This is a genomic window from Candidatus Tisiphia endosymbiont of Parasteatoda lunata (genome assembly GCF_964030955.1).
Taxonomy (GTDB): Bacteria; Pseudomonadota; Alphaproteobacteria; order Rickettsiales; family Rickettsiaceae; genus Tisiphia.
In genome coordinates, this window is sequence record NZ_OZ035003.1 from 2,201,290 (window position 1) to 2,218,373 (window position 17,084).

The window sequence follows — 17,084 nt, forward strand, 5'->3', positions numbered from 1 at the left end:
TTATTTAAATTATTAAATTCCATATGGAAGAAAGAATTTTTTCAAGTTCTTTGCATCTTGATCACAGAGAATTGTTGTTCCTCTAAGGTTACGAAGCTGAGATTTTGTACGACGTCGCATGAAGTGCTTTTTTCCAGCTTGAGTGGCACAGACTTTGCCAGTAGCAGTAAGCTTAAAGCGCTTTTTTACCGCTGATTTTGTTTTTAATTTAGGCATTATAATTCCTTTATTTGGTATTTTAAGATCAGTCTAGCAAAAACTAGGCATACCAAAGCCACGTTGCTAATAGACGTAAGTATAATGTTTTTCAGTATTATTACAAGTCAATTTTGCAAATATTTTGGCTAGGATCGTTTATATATGTTATTTTTTTCTTACATTTTACAGGAGGTTCATACATGAGGTTAGCATATTAACTATATGAAATTATTAAAAAAGCTGTATTACTAAATAAATATTTTGCTAAAAACATGATTTTAATCTTTTAAAATCATGTTTTTAGCTTTAGAAAGGTTTAAAATGCATTCGCGTTAGCCACTTTAAGAATGCATTTTTCCTTATATTAAAGCCAATTCCGGATAAGAATTAACTAATTATTATCCCGAATTGGGGTGTAATGTCTAGATAATTGTTTGAAAAGATGGATATCACTCCTGAATATGCTAACTAATCATACACGCTCTTATTTTATTTGTTTCTTCTTGCTTGGAATAGTTGCAGGGGTAAATTTTTCTTTAGTATCATTTACTATTCATTACCAACTATCACAGGCGGGATATTCAACTGATATTATTGGTGCAATGTTTCTAACATCTATTCCATATTGCTTAAAACCAATATGGGCACCATTTATTGATAAATATTCTATACCTGTTATATGTCAAAAATTTGGTCAACGCCGTGGATGGACATTAGTTACCCAAGCATGTTTATTAGTCACTACTAGCGGGTTTTTAATTATAGATCCCCCTGTTAACATAATTATTACCGCAATTTTAATTTTTATTATTTCCTGTTGTGCAGCAACTCAAGATGTTGTTTTAGATGCGTACCGTATAGAACGGACTATAAAAAAAGAAGAACTCTCAATTGCTACAACTTTTAGCTCAACTGGTTTTCGCATAGGAATACTTATTAATAGTACAGGGGCATTATATTTATCTTGCCTCTTTAATTGGTACTTTGTATATCTATATATCTTTCTTATAACAATGGCTGCACCTATAATAACCTTATATATGCAAGAACCTGTTACAAAGAAAACTCAACACATCTCTACTGATTTAATTTCACCTGCACAATATTTTCAAGTTATTGGTGATAGCTTACTATTGTTAAAACGAAATCATCCAAACTGGATGTTCATTATACTGTTTGTCTTTCTATATAAAGCAAGCGACTCAATTCCTATGGCAATGAGTTCGCCAGTATTTATTGACTTGTATTTTACCTCTCAAGAAATTGCTTCTATTTCAAAAGCATATGGATTCATGCTAATGATCTCTGGAGGAGTCATTAGCGGTATTTTAACTGCAAAAATAGGAATATCCCGAAGCATCCTAATATGTGGTAGTCTACAATTACTGTCACCCTTAATGTTTGTGTTTTTATCTATGGTAGGCCATGATATGCTTATATTTACTATAACAATTACTGTACAGAATTTTTGTTGCGGGCTTGGTAATACAGCGATTCTTATTTATTTTTCTAGTTTATGTAGTAGCGAATTGATAGCCACACAATACTCAATTATATCTTCTTTTGGCTCCTTCGTACGGATTATTTTATCCTTTTTATCTGGCATTTGTGCAAATTATATGGACTGGTCTCAACTTTTTTTATTGACTACGTTATTTAGCATGTTATTTGTACCAGCTTTTTTAAGGATACACGTGAATTCGGGATAAGGATATTGTGAACATGTAGATTAAAATCAAATTTTGTTGAAGGTTTATTGTCCCACTTTGGGAGAAAAACCCCGCACTTGCAGTGCGTCGTTTCAACATAAATTTTAAATATCTTATCAAGAAAAGATAGGATATTTTTTAACAAAATCTTACACTTCACAGATATATTTTTTTGTGTTGTGACACTTTCTAAATGAGCCATACACAAATAGTTTCTAACTTTTAAGTTAGTACATACATGAGGCATTCATGCCGTAATATTAAGCTCTGCACTTGCAGTGCAGAGTGGTTAACTGTGACAAGCTTTAATCGTTGTAGAGTCAATAAAATAAATACCTGTTTCCTCACCAAACAACAAATGAATCAACATATTTAGCGGTATGAATAATCGTGCCATTAATTCAACAAATCTATTATAACTCAAGGCTTTGGGAAAATCATCCTTATGCATGCACTCTATATAACTTTTATAGAAAAATTTAAAATTCTTAGCATAGGATGTATGAAACATAATTATTATTCAGGAGTTTCGCAGTTAGCAAAATTGCGAATCAGCTAAAAGGCATCTAATGTTGTTCTGAATTGATGTTTTTATTGTCCCACTTTGGGAGAAAAACCCCGCACTTGCAGTGCGTCGTTTCAACATAAATTTTAAATATCTTATCAAGAAAAGAAAAGATAACAGGAGTTTCGCAGTTAGCAAAATTGCGAATCAGCTAAAAGGCATCTAATGTTGTTCTGAATTGATGTTTTTATTGTCCCACTTTGGGAGAAAAACCCCGCACTTGCAGTGCGTCGTTTCAACATAAATTTTAAATATCTTATCAAGAAAAGAAAAGATAACAGGAGTTTCGCAGTTAGCAAAATTGCGAATCAGCTAAAAGGCATCTAATGTTGTTCTGAATTGATGTTTTTATAACTTCCCAAGTTTGTTGATATAAAGTAATTTTTTCATTTATCCTCCTTTTGTTCATATCGAGCCAAGCAAATACAGCAAGGCAAATATGATTTCTCTGAGCTCGACCCGTGCGTGCCTGACAGCGTTCAATACCACAAGTTTGTTTTAATTCTCGATGATAAACTTCTATAGACCACCGTGCCTTAACAATTTTCTCTATTTGTTCACGTGTTGGATTTTCTAAGTTAGTTGTTATGTAATCAATGCGACCATTTTTTGCCACAAACTTAAATACCGTAACCCAACCGTATCCACGTAGGTGAATTTTTAGTCCCTCATCAGGAATCTCTAAACTTTCTAAGCTAACATTATGATTAACTTTTCTATTTTTTCTTAGGTTACTAACCCATGTCCAACCTAAATTACGTATATGTTTCAAATTCTCCAAACCGCTATACCACGCATCCATTACTACTGCATCAGGATTGATCCCTCTTTCCTTAGCTAAAGTAAGCATATCACAAAAATGCTCATTCTTTGTTTTTCCATCAGTTTCTTTATCATATATTCTATAATCTACAGGGGTAGATTGATCAGTTTTAGCATTGTAATGCAGTAAGTTGACCATCCCTATACCAGGTATAACATCATGTACAGCTCCAGAATATTGATAATGTACAAGCTCAATTTTCTTACTGTATTGCTTTGACAATAACGTGTCATCTCCCACTAATAAACAAGAAGCTTCCCTATCAATATATTTTGACACTTCTCTGTAGATCCCGCTAGGGCGGAAATCCTTACTATTTAACCATCGACTTGCACTATCATGAGATAGGTTTATTGGACTTACTTCAGATAATGCTTTACCACTATATCTTACGCTACTTGCTTGTAAAAATGATTTATATAAGTCTTTGCTACATTTTGATCTTGCCATGCTTAACTAAAACTCTTTCTTGCTAGATTAACATATTTTTTGCTAAGTGCGAAACTCCTGTGTAAATTTTCTCTGACCATGTGACAAACAATTGATCATCACTATTATTGCCAGTAATTCTTGATCTGCTTCTGATAATACCGGGTTATTATTGTTACTTGCGTCAGTCATTAATTGGATAGAATCTGTTCTATTCTTACGATTCTTTAGTACGTTACCTATATTTTCTCCACCATGCCTATTACCGGTAAAATATAAAACTATCACCTCATTATTTGCAGTCTTAGCACATATTGTAGTAGTATAACAGCTGCGTCCTTTCTTATTTTGAGTACGTCAGGAGTTTCGCACTTAGCAAAAAATATGTTAATCTAGCAAGAAAGAGTTTTAGTTAAGCATGGCAAGATCAAAATGTAGCAAAGACTTATATAAATCATTTTTACAAGCAAGTAGCGTAAGATATAGTGGTAAAGCATTATCTGAAGTAAGTCCAATAAACCTATCTCATGATAGTGCAAGTCGATGGTTAAATAGTAAGGATTTCCGCCCTAGCGGGATCTACAGAGAAGTGTCAAAATATATTGATAGGGAAGCTTCTTGTTTATTGTCCCACTTTGGGAGAAAAACCCCGCACTTGCAGTGCGTCGTTTCAACATAAATTTTAAATATCTTATCAAGAAAAGATAAGAATGAATCATACAGATATTTTTTAACAAAATCTTACACTTCACAGATATATTCTTTTTGTGTTGTGACACTTTCTAAATGAGCCATATACAAATAGTTTCTAACTTTTAAGTTAGTACATACATTAGGCATTCATGCCGTAATATTAAGCTCTGCACTTGCAGTGCAGAGTGGTTAACTAGTGGGAGATGACACGTTATTGTCAAAGCAATACAGTAAGAAAATTGAGCTTGTACATTATCAATATTCTGGAGCTGTACATGATGTTATACCTGGTATAGTGATCTGTCAACAGTTTTCCGGACAGTTTGTTTAGGCACATTTTTGCATTTTCTCGTATTGTACAGGTGATAGATAGTCATTAGTTGAATGCATCCTTATACGATTATAAAATACTTCTATATATTCAAATATGGCATATTTTGCTTCCTCCCTAGTTTTAAATTTATATTGATAAATTAGTTCTGTTTTTATAGTGTGAAAAAAGCTTTCAGCAACAGCATTATCCCAACAATTTCCTTTACCGCTCATACTCTGTATAATACCATGTTGTTTTGTAAGTTTTGAATGGCTATCAGAACAATATTGACTACCTCTATCAGTATGCCAAATAAGTCCTTTAGGTGGTTTACGTTGCCATATTGCCATTAGCAGAGCATTATTAACTAAATCAGCTTTCATGTTACTATTCATTGACCACCCTATAATTTTCCTAGAAAATAGATCAATAACGGTTGCTAAGTACAGCCAACCTTCTTCAGTTGGAACATATGTGATGTCCCCAACCCAATAACAATTAGCAGCATAGACCTTGAACTTTCTATCCAATAAATTAGGAGCAACTTGCTTATTATGACTAGAATCAGTAGTTGCTTTAAATTTATGTTTGCTTTTACATACTAAACCAGCTTCATTCATTAGCCTTGCAATCCGCTTCCGACTAACAATTATACCGTGTCTAGATAGTTCCTTTTTAATGGGTCTAGATCCATAATTCCTTCTACCTTCTTGAAAAATTGTTTTAATCTTACAGGTTAAAGCATTATCTTCTTTGTCCCTATTGCATTCAGGGGTAGTTAACCATTCATAATAGCCACTACGTGATACTTTCATAAATTTGCACATAATCGCAGTTGAAAAATCACCTTTATGCTTCTTTATCCATGCGTACTTTATTGGGACTCTTTCGCAAAGTACGCGGCAGCCTTTTTTAATAGATCACGCTCCTGCGTTACCCTAGCTAAATCTTTCTTTAATCTTTTTAATTCATCATAGAGATGTTCATCTGTTCGCATTATTGATTCTTTAGGTTTGGAATATTTATCTACCCAAGTATATAGAGTATTTCTAGTAATACCTAACTCTTTAGCTGTTTGTGACACAGGTCGCTTGGACTCAATTGCTAATTTAACTGCTGACTCTTTAAATTCAGCCGGATAAACCTTTGGTTTGCTATTAGTCATTTTTGTACTTCCTTTCTGTTAATATTGTCTCCTATTAACTGTCCGGAAAACTATAACCACATCATAGTGATGGTCAACTTACTGCATTACAATGCTAAAACTGATCAATCTACCCCTGTAGATTATAGAATATATGATAAAGAAACTGATGGAAAAACAAAGAATGAGCATTTTTGTGATATGCTTACTTTAGCTAAGGAAAGAGGGATCAATCCTGATGCAGTAGTAATGGATGCGTGGTATAGCGGTTTGGAGAATTTGAAACATATACGTAATTTAGGTTGGACATGGGTTAGTAACCTAAGAAAAAATAGAAAAGTTAATCATAATGTTAGCTTAGAAAGTTTAGAGATTCCTGATGAGGGACTAAAAATTCACCTACGTGGATACGGTTGGGTTACGGTATTTAAGTTTGTGGCAAAAAATGGTCGCATTGATTACATAACAACTAACTTAGAAAATCCAACACGTGAACAAATAGAGAAAATTGTTAAGGCACGGTGGTCTATAGAAGTTTATCATCGAGAATTAAAACAAACTTGTGGTATTGAACGCTGTCAGGCACGCACGGGTCGAGCTCAGAGAAATCATATTTGCCTTGCTGTATTTGCTTGGCTCGATATGAACAAAAGGAGGATAAATGAAAAAATTACTTTATATCAACAAACTTGGGAAGTTATAAAAACATCAATTCAGAACAACATTAGATGCCTTTTAGCTGATTCGCAATTTTGCTAACTGCGAAACGGTTCTGTCGCATATGTTGGACAATAGAAAAAAGATTGATATAATGATCTAAAAAAGATGTTAAGATGTTTCGTATTACTGCAAGATTATTATCATATTTCAAAGGATTTTGTTCTTCACCAGAAATAATAATGTTATTTGTCTATATGAAATGCCGATTTTCTTTAAGTTATCGAGATTTGGAAGAAATGATGAGTATAAGGGGAGCAAAAATTGATCACTCTACATTACAAAGATGGGTTATAAAATTTGTACCATTGATAGATCAGGTGGTTAGAAAAAGAAAGAAGCCAGTTGGTAGTAGTTGGAGAATGGATGAGACTTATATTAAATTAAACGGTAAATGGGTTTATTTATATAGAGCACTAGATAGTCTTGGTAATACTGTAGACTTTCTGCTACGTAAGCATAGAGACAAGCCTGCAGCACTTGCATTTTTTCGTAAAGCCTTTAGAGAGAATAATTTTCCTGAGAAAGTAGTAATTGATAAAAGCGGTAGTAATACGGCTGCTCTTAATGATTTGAATACAGAAGTTCCTAAAGATTATAAAATTAAGGTTATTCAGACCAAATACCTGAATAATCTTGTAGAACAAGATCATAGGTTTATCAAAAAACGTACAAAGCCAATGCTTGGTTTTAAGAGTTTTCATTCTGCAGAAATGACTATTACCGGTATAGAAAATATTCGTATGATGCAAAAAAGACAAATAATTGGAGCTAATGATAATCTTTCTACTTTTGAGAATTTTGCTATGTTAATGGCATCATAATGTCCAAAACCTTAGTTTTAACAATCTTGATGTAGTATGATTTATAGATGCGACAAAACCGTATCAGTATTATGCAATCCAAATTATTTCCAACTTAACTTACGCGAATTTGGGTAACTTGATGGTAGCTAAATAAGGGCTGGATTCCGCATCAAGGCTAGGATGATATTTTTTACACGAATGATAACTTTTGATTGCAGGAGGTAATTTATGCAGTAAGGATTACACCTGTGAAACTATCTTGTATAGTTCACTTAATAAAGTTGCAAATTCAATTTGCTCAAAACCTTTCCTAGGGATGACTATCATTGCCCAACTATTTTGTTTGAATTTTGATTCTTTGCTTAGCAGTCTAACTAAATGCCTGATACGTCTTTTGATTTTATTACGAATAACAGCATTTCCTAACTTTTTTCCGACTTTCATGCCAAAAAGTAATGTATTTGACGAATTATATAAAATCTCACTAGATTTCTTACATAGGTTGTCAATATTACCTTTTACATTTAGCTTTGCAAAGAGCTTAGTAGAATTCTTTGCTATTATTGTGATAAAATAAGGACTATGGAACTTTTTTCCTAACTTATTAACTAGGTCAAATTCTTTCTGATTTTTTAGGGATGAGATAAGCACTTACTACGCTGATAATTTTCTTCTGCCTTTTGCTCGGCGTTTCCTTAAAATTTCTCTACCGCCGACAGTTGCCATCCTTGCCCTAAATCCATGTCTTCTTTTTCTTACTAAATTGCTAGGTTGAAATGTACGTTTCATAAATTCATATCCAATACGAAATAATATATTTCTTTATAGTCAGATAATGTTAAACTGTCAACTTAAATAACATTATTTAAGCTAGGATATATATATACTGCTCGTAAATGAAGAGTTGGTAGACGAAGGTCAACTTCAAGAAGGGCTAGGAGTGTCAAAGTCAAGCAGCGGAGCGTACATTAGTACGTGAGCAGCGGAGATCTTTAGACACGACGACGCCAATTCTTGAAGTTCACCGAGTATAGCTATATTTCTCTCTTATTATCTTTAGTCTTTAAAAGATCTTGTTCTAATTTTAAGTTATTATTTTTACTAATAATAGATCTATAAACTTGCAGATTTTCCAAAACACGTTGAGTATAGTTCCTAGTTTCTGCATATGGTATTAGTTCAATCCAATCAATTATTTGTCGTAAATTCTTAAAGTCACGAGGATCACCAAACAGATTAATCCATCTTGTGATTCTACAAGGACCAGCATTATAAGCTGCAATGGCTAAAAGATAATTACCATTATATAGTTGTAAGTATTCTTTAAAATGATTAGTACCAAGCATGATATTATATTTAGGGTCAAGAGTTAGCTTTTTAATATGACATTTACAGCCAACAGATTTAGCCGTATCATAAGCAGCTGTATCTGTAAGTTGCATTAGCCCCTTAGCTTTAGCTGTACTAATTGCATGCTGATTAAAAACTGACTCCTGTCTTATAATACTGTATGTTAAAGCTGGTTCTAGGGGGGTATTTTTTACTGCCTTAGTATGAGGGGTAGGGAAAGCATAATCCTTAATAAAAGTATGATGTTGACAAGCAGTTTTTGCTACATCTACTGTATGATAAATATTACCCTTTGTGCTAATGATATCGGTAATTAATACAATCTTAGATGGGGTCGATGATTTTTCAATAGCCGTTTTAGCATATAACAAAGCTAAATCATGCTTACCATATTTAGTCAAATATTTTATGGCTCTAATAATTTCACTATTTTCATTATTATGCTTAGTGGAGGTAGGCTTTTGTGGTAAAATGAAGTGCCGTTTGTTAAGTTCGATATTAGCTAACTGTCCATAGAAACTATGGGAATACTTGCTGGCCATATGATAAAATTTATTCGCTTGCTCTTTATCCCCTTTGGCTTCATAAGTTCTAGCTAGCCAATATTGCCCCCTTGATACGCTTAATGGTTTAGCTGCAACTTTCATAAATTTGTTAAAATGACTTAAAGCAATATCAGGCTTATGCAAAAATCTAAGGGCAAGCCAACCACTAAGCCATTGTGCTTCTCTTACATGTTCGGGATCAACAGTAATTGGCATGCTAATTATCTTATAACTACTAGCAAAATCTTTCTGATCAATAAATTCTCTAGCATAATAAGATTGTACACGAGCCCAATAGGCGGAATGTCTTTTATCTTGCTTTACTTTTTTAAATAGAGCGATACTTTGGCTGGTAGGAATCTCTGTTTTCTTGGAATCCAAATAGTTAAATAATAAAGCTGGGGTATAATATTTTTCTGATACTTGTTGAAAAAGTTTTTCACTATCATTAGATTTATTTAAGATAGCAATTTGGGCAATAAAATTTTGTTTATAGCCATTACTGACATAATGCATATATTTTTTTGCACTACGCATATCCCCTGCCCATAAATATTCATCAATTTTTTTTACATGATCTTCTTCACATAATATATTTTTGAAATTACTCAAATAATTGCTTTCTTCTGCTTGCGTAAAAACCCCATAAATCCAACCATTTTTCATAATCTTCGCTAATTTTTGTGGATCTTTTATTAATTTCCTACTGGCTAAAGCATAAAATTTATAGCCTAAAGCAGTAATTGGTTCGTTTTCACTAAACCAGTTTACAATTAAAGCTTGGTCTGTGTTATAGTTTAAATATTGTTCTGCCATCTCTTTTAGTTTATCGACTTGCGGCCAGTGGGGATTGTTTTGTATAAATTTTATTACCTCTTCAAAGCTATTTTTCTTATAATTCGGGTCTAAGAATCTTTGAGACATAATAATTTTGATTAAGGTTTTATCTTTTGAAGTCTTTGCCATCTTTTCACAATCTTGCCATGCTTTTTTGTCTAAATGTATAAAAGTTTCTTTGACATAGTCCGATGCCATTGACTCTGATATTAATAAATTTAGAATAATTAAAACTATTGACAGTATTGTTGAAATTCTCATAATCGACAGCGGATAAATTAAATTATTATGGTATTATTATGAATAGAGCATTTGTCTTTCCAGGTCAAGGGTCACAAATGGTTGGTATGGGGAAAGAATTCTACGATAACTTTCAGGTGGCAAAAGAGACATTTGAAATTGTAGATAATACTCTTGGAAGAAAATTAAGCCATATTGTCTTTAATGGATCAAGTGAAGATTTAACTTTGACTATTAATGCTCAACCAGCACTAATGGCAGTATCTATGGCAATATTGAATGTCATTAAGCAACAAACAAATAGAAATATTACTAACCTGTGTTCATATGTTGCAGGTCATTCTTTAGGAGAATATAGTGCATTATGTGCAGCGGAAAGTATAGATATACAAGTAACTACCCAATTGCTAGCAGTACGTAGTAAGTCCATGCAAGAAGCCTATCCGGTCGGTCAAGGCTCAATGGCGGCATGTATAGGCGTACCTCTAAAAAAGCTTGAAGAAATCATCAAAGAGGTTATAGACCTTGATATAGCTAACGATAATATAGATGGACAGGTGGTAATTAGTGGTAAAACTATAGCAGTGGAACGGGTAATATCTATCGTAAAAGATTTAGGCTATAAAGCTATTAAATTGAATGTAAGTAGTCCTTTTCATTGTAGTTTGATGAAGCCAGCAGAAGAGCAAATGGCAAAGGCTTTAGACAAAGTAGCAATTAACAAACCGTTTGTTCCGGTGATACAAAATGTTACAGCTAAACCAATAACTAACCCTATAGAGATAAAACAAAACTTAATCTCCCAGATTTGTGGTAGGGTGAGGTGGCGTCAAACTTTAAACGAATTGGAAAATCTGAAAATAGAACAAATAGTTGAAATAGGTGCAGGTAAGGTTCTAACTAATATGCTGAAAAAAACTGATCATAAATTTAATTTGATTAATGTTTCGAGTCTTGTAGAATTAGAAAAATTTTTAGAAATTATGTGATTATGGTATTAGTGCTAAGACAAAAATCTGCTATGATCCCAATTTAATTAAAACAATAAGATATAAGATAATATAATAATGGCAACGCAAGCAAATACTAAATTTCCTATAGAAATTGATAAGAAACGAGATAATTTACTGACTAATTTTGGTAAAGCTGTTCTAAAGGATAGGTACTTACTAGCCGGAGAGGATTTTCAAGATCTATTTGCTAGAGTAGCTAGCTATTATGCTGATAATGCAAAATCAGCTCAGCAATTATATGAGTACATAAGCAAGTTGTGGTTTATGCCAGCTACACCGGTTCTTAGTAACGGTGGAACTGACAGAGGGATGCCTATCTCTTGTTTTTTAAATGAAACAGATGATAGTTTAAAAGGTATTGTAGATCTTTGGACTGAGAATGTTTGGTTAGCCTCACGTGGTGGTGGTATAGGAAGCTATTGGGGCAATGTTCGTTCTATTAATGAAGCAATTAAAGGCAAAGGTACTTCTTCTGGCATTATTCCATTTGTCAAGGTTGTCGATTCTATGACTTTAGCTATTTCTCAAGGGTCAATTAGACGTGGTAGTGCTGCTATATATTTACCAATTGATCATCCTGAAATTGAGGAATTCATAGACTTAAGACGCCATACTGGTGGTGATACTAATCGTAAAGCTTTAAACATGCATCACGGCATAGCTGTAACAGATGCATTTATGCAAGCAGTTGAGAGTGATGGAAATTTTCCATTAATCAGCCCTGCTACTAAAAAAGTTGTACGTGAAGTTAAGGCTAGAGATTTGTGGGTTAAGTTACTAACTACTAGAATAGAAACTGGAGAACCCTATATTTTATTTATTGATACTGTCAATAAATATATTCCGCAGCATCATAAAAAACTTGGGCTACAAGTAAAAACTTCTAATCTTTGTAGCGAGATTACCCTGCCAACTGGCATTGATCATTTGGGTAAGGTTAGAACTGCTGTGTGTTGTTTGTCTTCTGTAAATTTAGAATATTTTGATGATTGGCAAAATGACCCTGAGTTTATTCCTACCGTAATGCGTTTTTTAGATAATGTACTTGAAGATTTTATTACTAAAGCACCTAGTACCATGGAGCGAGCTAAATATTCAGCAATGCGTGAACGTAGCGTAGGTTTAGGTGTTATGGGTTTTCACTCATTCCTGCAATCAAAGGATGTACCAATAGAGTCGGTAATGGCAAAGGTTTGGAATAATCAAATATTTGAACATATTCATAAAGAAGTTGATAAAGCTTCAGTAGTTCTATCTGATGAACGTGGTGCTTGCCTCGATGCAGTTGAAGTAGGTATTAACGAACGGTTTAGTAATAAAACAGCTATTGCTCCTACGGCATCAATCTCTATTATTGCTGGCAATAGTTCGCCTGGAATTGAACCATTTGCTGCTAATAGTTTTGTCCAAAAGACTCTTACTGGATCTTTTAATGTACGTAACAAATATTTAGAAAAGCTGTTAAGCACCAAAGGTTTTAATAATGAGCAGGTTTGGTCATCAATTGCAACTCATGAAGGCTCAGTTCAACATCTAACCTTTTTATCCAGCTATGAAAAAGATGTTTTCAGAACTGCTTATGAGATTGATCAAAATTGGCTTATTGATCTAGCAGCAGATAGGACACCACATATTTCACAATCTCAATCTCTAAATGTTTTCTTAGCAGGCAATGTAAGTAAGATGTATTTAAATAATATCCATTTTAGAGCTTGGAAAAAAGGGGTTAAGAGTTTATATTATTGTAGATCAACCTCAATTCAAAGAGCTGATAAAGTATCACACGATGTCAAGAAAGCGGATTTTCAAGATATTGAAAGAGATAATAAGAAAAAACAAGAAAAAGAAGTTGAGTCTTATGATGAATGTTTATCCTGTCAGTAATAGACTTCCTGCATAATTCTACTTTTGCTGGTAATTTGTGCGTCGATCCGATACTCGAATCATCACGTACATTTGAGTACGCTGCGGGTCGAGGTTCTGTGTCTCCTACAAATTCCTCAGCAAAAGCGAATTATGCAGGAAGTCTAATGAATATACACGAATTCGGGATAAGAATTTATCAATTCTTATCTAATCGTCATTGCGAGCGAACGTATGTGAGTGTGGCAATCCATGAAGCCATATAGATTGCTTTGTCAACCTATGGTCTCCTCGCAATGAGGTTTTATAGTAGTATACTTAAAAAAGGAAATATAATATGTCTTTACTTAATGCCAGTCCAATCTACAAACCATTTTCTTATCCATGGGCTTATGAAGCGTGGCATATTCAGCAACGAATTCATTGGTTGCCAGAGGAAGTGCCGCTAGCTGATGATCTAAAAGATTGGAAATATAATTTAAGTCCTGGAGAAAAACACCTATTAACCCAAATATTTCGCTTCTTTACTCAAGCTGATATTGAAGTAAATAATTGTTATATGAAACATTACTCTAGGGTATTTAAGCCAACAGAAGTATTGATGATGTTATCAGCATTTTCTAATATGGAAACAATTCATATTGCTGCTTATGCTCATCTGCTTGATACCGTAGGTATGCCAGAAACCGAATATTCAGCATTTCTCAAATATAGAGAAATGAAAGATAAATACGACTATATGCAGCGTTTCGGTGTAGAAACTAAAGAAGATATTGCTACTACTTTAGCAGTATTTGGTGCATTTACTGAAGGGTTACAGTTATTTGCTTCATTTGTTATTTTACTTAATTTTCCTCGTTTTAATAAAATGAAAGGTATGGGGCAAATTATTAGTTGGTCAGTAAGGGATGAGACGTTACATACTGATTCTATCATTATGTTATTTAAAACTTTTATTAGGGAAAACCCTGAAGTATGGACTGAAGAGCTTCGTAGTCGTCTTTATGAAGCGTGTGCTACTATTGTGCATTTTGAAGATGCCTTTATTGAACTAGCATTTGAAGTTGGTGGCATTGAAGGTCTGACAGCTAGAGAGGTAAGACAATATATTCGTTATATTGCCGATCGCAGATTAATGCAGCTTGGACTTAAAGAGATTTATTTAATTGATACTAATCCGTTGCCTTGGCTTGATGAAATCTTAAACGGTGCTGAACATACTAATTTCTTTGAAGGAAGGGTGACAGAATATACCAAAGCTGCAACTACTGGATCGTGGGAAGATGTATTTGCTGAGATGGATGGTAGGAGGAGTGGTACTACTTAACCTGAATTCGATGTAACTTACGTCAATTCGGGATAAGGATATTGTGAACATGTAGATTAAAATCAAATTTTGTTGAAGGTTTATTTTTCTTTAATGAGTAACCAACAAGAGTAGATAATATATGGACAAAGGCATTTATTGGTGATCTATGTCTAGTATGTTCAAGGTTCATTTTATTGTCCCACTTTGGGAGAAAAACCCCGCACTTGCAGTGCGTCGTTTCAACATAAATTTTAAATATCTTATCAAGAAAAGAAAAGATAAGATATTTTTTTAACAAAATCTTACACTTCACAGATATATTCTTTTTGTGTTGTGACACTTTTTAAATGAACCATACACAAATAGTCCGTCCGCCAAAAATATTTAAAGCCCCCCATAATCTATGATTGAGTTAACCACTCTGCACTGCAAGTGCAGAGCTTAATATTACGGCATGAATGCCTAATGTATGTACTAACTTAAAAGTTAGAAACTATTTGTATATGGCTCATTTAGAAAGTGTCACAACACAAAAAGAATATATCTGTGAAGTGTAAGATTTTGTTAAAAAATATCTGTATGATTCATTCTTATCTTTTCTTGATAAGATATTTAAAATTTATGTTGAAACGACGCACTGCAAGTGCGGGGTTTTTCTCCCAAAGTGGGACAATAAAATTTTTACAAAAAAAATTCTAATATTTGCACTAAAATTAAAAATTGTTTTCAATTTTATTGAAAAATTTCTGTTTTAGTAAAATTTTTACATGAGCTTATTGTTAACGATTTTTTTTAATCGTTTAGCAAGTTTTTTAATGATAATTTTTTTATGTAGAGTTAGGCATGATGTGTAAATGATTGGCAATACATCGTAAATTCAAACCTATAGCAGAGATTATTGGATTGATCACATCTCCTATCACACCCTTCAAGAAGTTTCTGCCCATCCTGCCATATTGTTTCAAATGCCCTATTATTGGTTCTATAGCACTGCGTCTCCTGATCATACACTTGTCTTCTTTCAATAACTTTTTCCGAGTTTTTGGGGTATATACCTTACTCTTCTCTTTAACATTGCTGCCAGTATAACCAAGATCAACAAACGATTTTTTTATCTTTATTCCAGTTACATTTTCTACCGCTTCAAAACTCTGCTGCAATGTATGACCATCATAAGGATTATTATGAAACGATTTTGCTGACAGTACAAAATTTCTACGACCACTGACTACTACCGCAACTTTATTGCCAAACTCATATGGCTTGTTTCGTTTTCCCTTCCCTATACACTCTACCTCAGGGGCATGAAAACTATACAATATTTTATTCTGTTCTTTGTATTGCTTTTTCTCTTCTCTTTTTAAAACAGATTGGCTATGTATTTGTTTTACTTTTTTCAATACTTCTTGATCTCTGATAGATAAGTTTAATTTCTGATTTTTTATCTCACGCTCACATATTCTAACCAAACGACCAAGTAACGTTTTTAAATGCTTCATTATTTTCCAACGCTTCTTGGCTTTGCTATGCTCTTTATACTTCCAGAGCTTTATTATATCTCGCTTATAGGTTCTAGCGTAGGTTTCGTTTAAACTTATACCCAAACTTTGGCAAAGCTTCACAATACTAAGCCTAGCTTTATCCATTAAATAAACATCATGTGGGTGCTTGATATTCTTAATTTGTACCGTTGTATCAGCAATTATCAATTCCAAATCTTTTTTTTTAATTGTGTTAGTTCTTATTCCAACTCTTATCAACTCTGCTAATATCTCGTTATATCCAGATTCACCTAATAAATTACGAAATCTTCTTATGCTAGTTTCCGACATCGCTATATCTGTTTCTATATATTCCCACCCACAGAAATATTGCCAATACATGTTTTCTTTTAGTTCTTCCTCTGCTAATGAATCTGAAAAATTATACATTGCTTGTAGCATCGTTACACCAAGCATCACTCTATGACATTTTCTATTTCTACCAAATCTCTTAATAGAAACATTTTTTGATAACCATTCTTCTAGACCAGACCAATTTATTGTCCCACTTTGGGAGAAAAACCCCGCACTTGCAGTGCGTCGTTTCAACATAAATTTTAAATATCTTATCAAGAAAAGATAGGATATTTTTTAACAAAATCTTACACTTCACAGATATATTTTTTTGTGTTGTGACACTTTCTAAATGAGCCATACACAAATAGTTTCTAACTTTTAAGTTAGTACATACATGAGGCATTCATGCCGTAATATTAAGCTCTGCACTTGCAGTGCAGAGTGGTTAACTAATTCTCTTAATTTATATAGCTTATTATTTGAGTTTAATTCTTCTTTTAATTTATAACCAAAAAGTTTTCCTTGTTTTTGTGATTTGATAATATTTTCTATTGGCATATTGACTGAAATCCATAAGGTTTATTAGCATATTTTAACATTTTCTTATGGATTTCTTTATTATTTTCTGCCATTAAAACCTATTATCTATAAGACTTATAGAGTTTTGCCGGACAGACCAAATAGTTTCTAAC

At 33.2% G+C, this 17,084-nt stretch carries 25 protein-coding genes and 1 pseudogene; 9 read left to right on the plus strand and 17 right to left on the minus strand.

What is annotated here, in order from left to right:
- Positions 1–12 precede the first annotated feature (12 nt).
- Entirely contained in the window at positions 13–216 is a 204-nt protein-coding gene (rpmI, locus tag AAHN00_RS13640; RefSeq protein WP_341747956.1) for a 50S ribosomal protein L35, read from the minus strand.
- 443 nt (positions 217–659) lie between these two features.
- Here rpmI and AAHN00_RS13645 point away from each other — a divergent pair, with 443 nt between their 5' ends.
- Positions 660–1,907 (plus strand): MFS transporter, encoded by a 1,248-nt coding sequence (locus AAHN00_RS13645; protein WP_342272687.1) that lies wholly within the window; start codon positions 660–662, stop codon positions 1,905–1,907.
- Here the strand turns inward: AAHN00_RS13645 and AAHN00_RS13650 are convergent.
- From AAHN00_RS13650 to AAHN00_RS13675, 6 genes are all read right to left on the minus strand, one after another.
- Positions 1,855–2,109 carry a hypothetical protein gene (locus AAHN00_RS13650; RefSeq protein WP_342271595.1) on the minus strand — a complete coding sequence of 85 codons (255 nt, stop codon included), beginning with the start codon at positions 2,107–2,109 and terminating at the stop codon, positions 1,855–1,857. The two genes, AAHN00_RS13645 and AAHN00_RS13650, sit on opposite strands and share 53 nt — an antisense overlap.
- A gap of 87 nt (positions 2,110–2,196) precedes the next feature.
- Complete coding sequence (locus AAHN00_RS13655) at positions 2,197–2,418, minus strand: hypothetical protein (RefSeq protein ID WP_342271596.1); 222 nt, start codon at positions 2,416–2,418, stop codon at positions 2,197–2,199.
- Between the two features lie 24 nt (positions 2,419–2,442).
- Entirely contained in the window at positions 2,443–2,610 is a 168-nt protein-coding gene (locus AAHN00_RS13660) for a hypothetical protein (RefSeq protein WP_342271597.1), read from the minus strand.
- The gene (locus AAHN00_RS13665; protein WP_342271597.1) at positions 2,604–2,771 is read right to left on the minus strand and encodes a hypothetical protein; all 168 of its coding nucleotides are present in this window, start codon (positions 2,769–2,771) and stop codon (positions 2,604–2,606) included. The genes AAHN00_RS13660 and AAHN00_RS13665 overlap by 7 nt, the downstream gene beginning before the upstream one ends.
- A complete protein-coding gene (locus tag AAHN00_RS13670) occupies positions 2,765–3,745 on the minus strand; it encodes a transposase (RefSeq protein ID WP_342271025.1) in 981 nt (326 codons plus the stop codon). The genes AAHN00_RS13665 and AAHN00_RS13670 overlap by 7 nt, the downstream gene beginning before the upstream one ends.
- Before the next feature lie 42 nt (positions 3,746–3,787).
- Positions 3,788–4,012: a hypothetical protein gene (locus AAHN00_RS13675; protein ID WP_342271598.1), complete on the minus strand. Its 225-nt coding sequence runs from the start codon at positions 4,010–4,012 to the stop codon at positions 3,788–3,790.
- Between the two features lie 130 nt (positions 4,013–4,142).
- Here AAHN00_RS13675 and AAHN00_RS13680 point away from each other — a divergent pair, with 130 nt between their 5' ends.
- A complete protein-coding gene (locus AAHN00_RS13680; protein WP_342271599.1) occupies positions 4,143–4,403 on the plus strand; it encodes a hypothetical protein in 261 nt (86 codons plus the stop codon).
- Between the two features lie 210 nt (positions 4,404–4,613).
- On the plus strand, positions 4,614–4,748 hold the full coding sequence (locus AAHN00_RS13685; protein WP_342271600.1) for a hypothetical protein: 135 nt from the start codon (positions 4,614–4,616) through the stop codon (positions 4,746–4,748).
- Here AAHN00_RS13685 and AAHN00_RS13690 read toward each other — a convergent pair.
- Both AAHN00_RS13690 and AAHN00_RS13695 read right to left on the minus strand, forming a co-directional pair.
- Positions 4,745–5,647, minus strand: a complete 903-nt coding sequence (locus tag AAHN00_RS13690; RefSeq protein ID WP_342272567.1) for an IS3 family transposase — start codon at positions 5,645–5,647, stop codon at positions 4,745–4,747. The genes AAHN00_RS13685 and AAHN00_RS13690 overlap by 4 nt on opposite strands.
- A complete protein-coding gene (locus AAHN00_RS13695) occupies positions 5,605–5,895 on the minus strand; it encodes a transposase (RefSeq protein WP_342270937.1) in 291 nt (96 codons plus the stop codon). The genes AAHN00_RS13690 and AAHN00_RS13695 overlap by 43 nt, the downstream gene beginning before the upstream one ends.
- A gap of 24 nt (positions 5,896–5,919) precedes the next feature.
- Here AAHN00_RS13695 and AAHN00_RS13700 point away from each other — a divergent pair, with 24 nt between their 5' ends.
- Positions 5,920–6,633 carry a transposase gene (locus AAHN00_RS13700; protein ID WP_342271601.1) on the plus strand — a complete coding sequence of 238 codons (714 nt, stop codon included), beginning with the start codon at positions 5,920–5,922 and terminating at the stop codon, positions 6,631–6,633.
- A gap of 74 nt (positions 6,634–6,707) precedes the next feature.
- The gene (locus AAHN00_RS13705) at positions 6,708–7,415 is read left to right on the plus strand and encodes an IS6 family transposase (RefSeq protein WP_342270905.1); all 708 of its coding nucleotides are present in this window, start codon (positions 6,708–6,710) and stop codon (positions 7,413–7,415) included.
- Positions 7,416–7,637: 222 nt separating this feature from the next.
- Here the strand turns inward: AAHN00_RS13705 and rnpA are convergent, their stop codons facing one another.
- The 3 genes from rnpA to AAHN00_RS13720 form a co-directional block, all read right to left on the minus strand.
- Positions 7,638–8,048: a ribonuclease P protein component gene (rnpA, locus tag AAHN00_RS13710; protein WP_341748130.1), complete on the minus strand. Its 411-nt coding sequence runs from the start codon at positions 8,046–8,048 to the stop codon at positions 7,638–7,640.
- A gap of 3 nt (positions 8,049–8,051) precedes the next feature.
- Positions 8,052–8,186: a 50S ribosomal protein L34 gene (gene rpmH / locus AAHN00_RS13715; protein WP_342271602.1), complete on the minus strand. Its 135-nt coding sequence runs from the start codon at positions 8,184–8,186 to the stop codon at positions 8,052–8,054.
- 245 nt (positions 8,187–8,431) lie between these two features.
- Complete coding sequence (locus AAHN00_RS13720) at positions 8,432–10,393, minus strand: transglycosylase SLT domain-containing protein (protein ID WP_410521457.1); 1,962 nt, start codon at positions 10,391–10,393, stop codon at positions 8,432–8,434.
- Between the two features lie 35 nt (positions 10,394–10,428).
- Here AAHN00_RS13720 and fabD point away from each other — a divergent pair, with 35 nt between their 5' ends.
- On the plus strand, positions 10,429–11,358 hold the full coding sequence (gene fabD / locus AAHN00_RS13725) for an ACP S-malonyltransferase (protein WP_342271604.1): 930 nt from the start codon (positions 10,429–10,431) through the stop codon (positions 11,356–11,358).
- Between the two features lie 78 nt (positions 11,359–11,436).
- Complete coding sequence (locus AAHN00_RS13730) at positions 11,437–13,266, plus strand: ribonucleoside-diphosphate reductase subunit alpha (RefSeq protein WP_342271605.1); 1,830 nt, start codon at positions 11,437–11,439, stop codon at positions 13,264–13,266.
- 16 nt (positions 13,267–13,282) lie between these two features.
- Here the strand turns inward: AAHN00_RS13730 and AAHN00_RS15190 are convergent.
- Positions 13,283–13,396, minus strand: a pseudogene (locus tag AAHN00_RS15190) (palindromic element RPE1 domain-containing protein); the annotation flags it as partial.
- Between the two features lie 186 nt (positions 13,397–13,582).
- Here AAHN00_RS15190 and AAHN00_RS13740 point away from each other — a divergent pair.
- The gene (locus tag AAHN00_RS13740) at positions 13,583–14,572 is read left to right on the plus strand and encodes a ribonucleotide-diphosphate reductase subunit beta (RefSeq protein ID WP_342271606.1); all 990 of its coding nucleotides are present in this window, start codon (positions 13,583–13,585) and stop codon (positions 14,570–14,572) included.
- A 22-nt stretch (positions 14,573–14,594) separates the two neighbouring features.
- Here AAHN00_RS13740 and AAHN00_RS13745 read toward each other — a convergent pair whose 3' ends face one another.
- Positions 14,595–14,894 (minus strand): hypothetical protein, encoded by a 300-nt coding sequence (locus AAHN00_RS13745; RefSeq protein ID WP_342271607.1) that lies wholly within the window; start codon positions 14,892–14,894, stop codon positions 14,595–14,597.
- Positions 14,895–15,073: 179 nt separating this feature from the next.
- On the opposite strand from AAHN00_RS13745, the gene AAHN00_RS13750 reads away from it, so the two are divergent.
- Entirely contained in the window at positions 15,074–15,253 is a 180-nt protein-coding gene (locus AAHN00_RS13750) for a hypothetical protein (RefSeq protein WP_342271466.1), read from the plus strand.
- Positions 15,254–15,381: 128 nt separating this feature from the next.
- Here AAHN00_RS13750 and AAHN00_RS13755 read toward each other — a convergent pair whose 3' ends face one another.
- The 3 genes from AAHN00_RS13755 to AAHN00_RS13765 are packed head-to-tail and all read right to left on the minus strand — an operon-like array spanning position 15,382 to position 16,950.
- Positions 15,382–16,644, minus strand: coding sequence for an IS5 family transposase (locus AAHN00_RS13755; RefSeq protein ID WP_342272688.1), 1,263 nt, complete (start codon positions 16,642–16,644; stop codon positions 15,382–15,384).
- Positions 16,547–16,750: a hypothetical protein gene (locus tag AAHN00_RS13760; protein ID WP_342270887.1), complete on the minus strand. Its 204-nt coding sequence runs from the start codon at positions 16,748–16,750 to the stop codon at positions 16,547–16,549. The genes AAHN00_RS13755 and AAHN00_RS13760 overlap by 98 nt, the downstream gene beginning before the upstream one ends.
- A gap of 20 nt (positions 16,751–16,770) precedes the next feature.
- Entirely contained in the window at positions 16,771–16,950 is a 180-nt protein-coding gene (locus tag AAHN00_RS13765; protein WP_342270896.1) for a hypothetical protein, read from the minus strand.
- Positions 16,951–17,084: the final 134 nt, after the last annotated feature.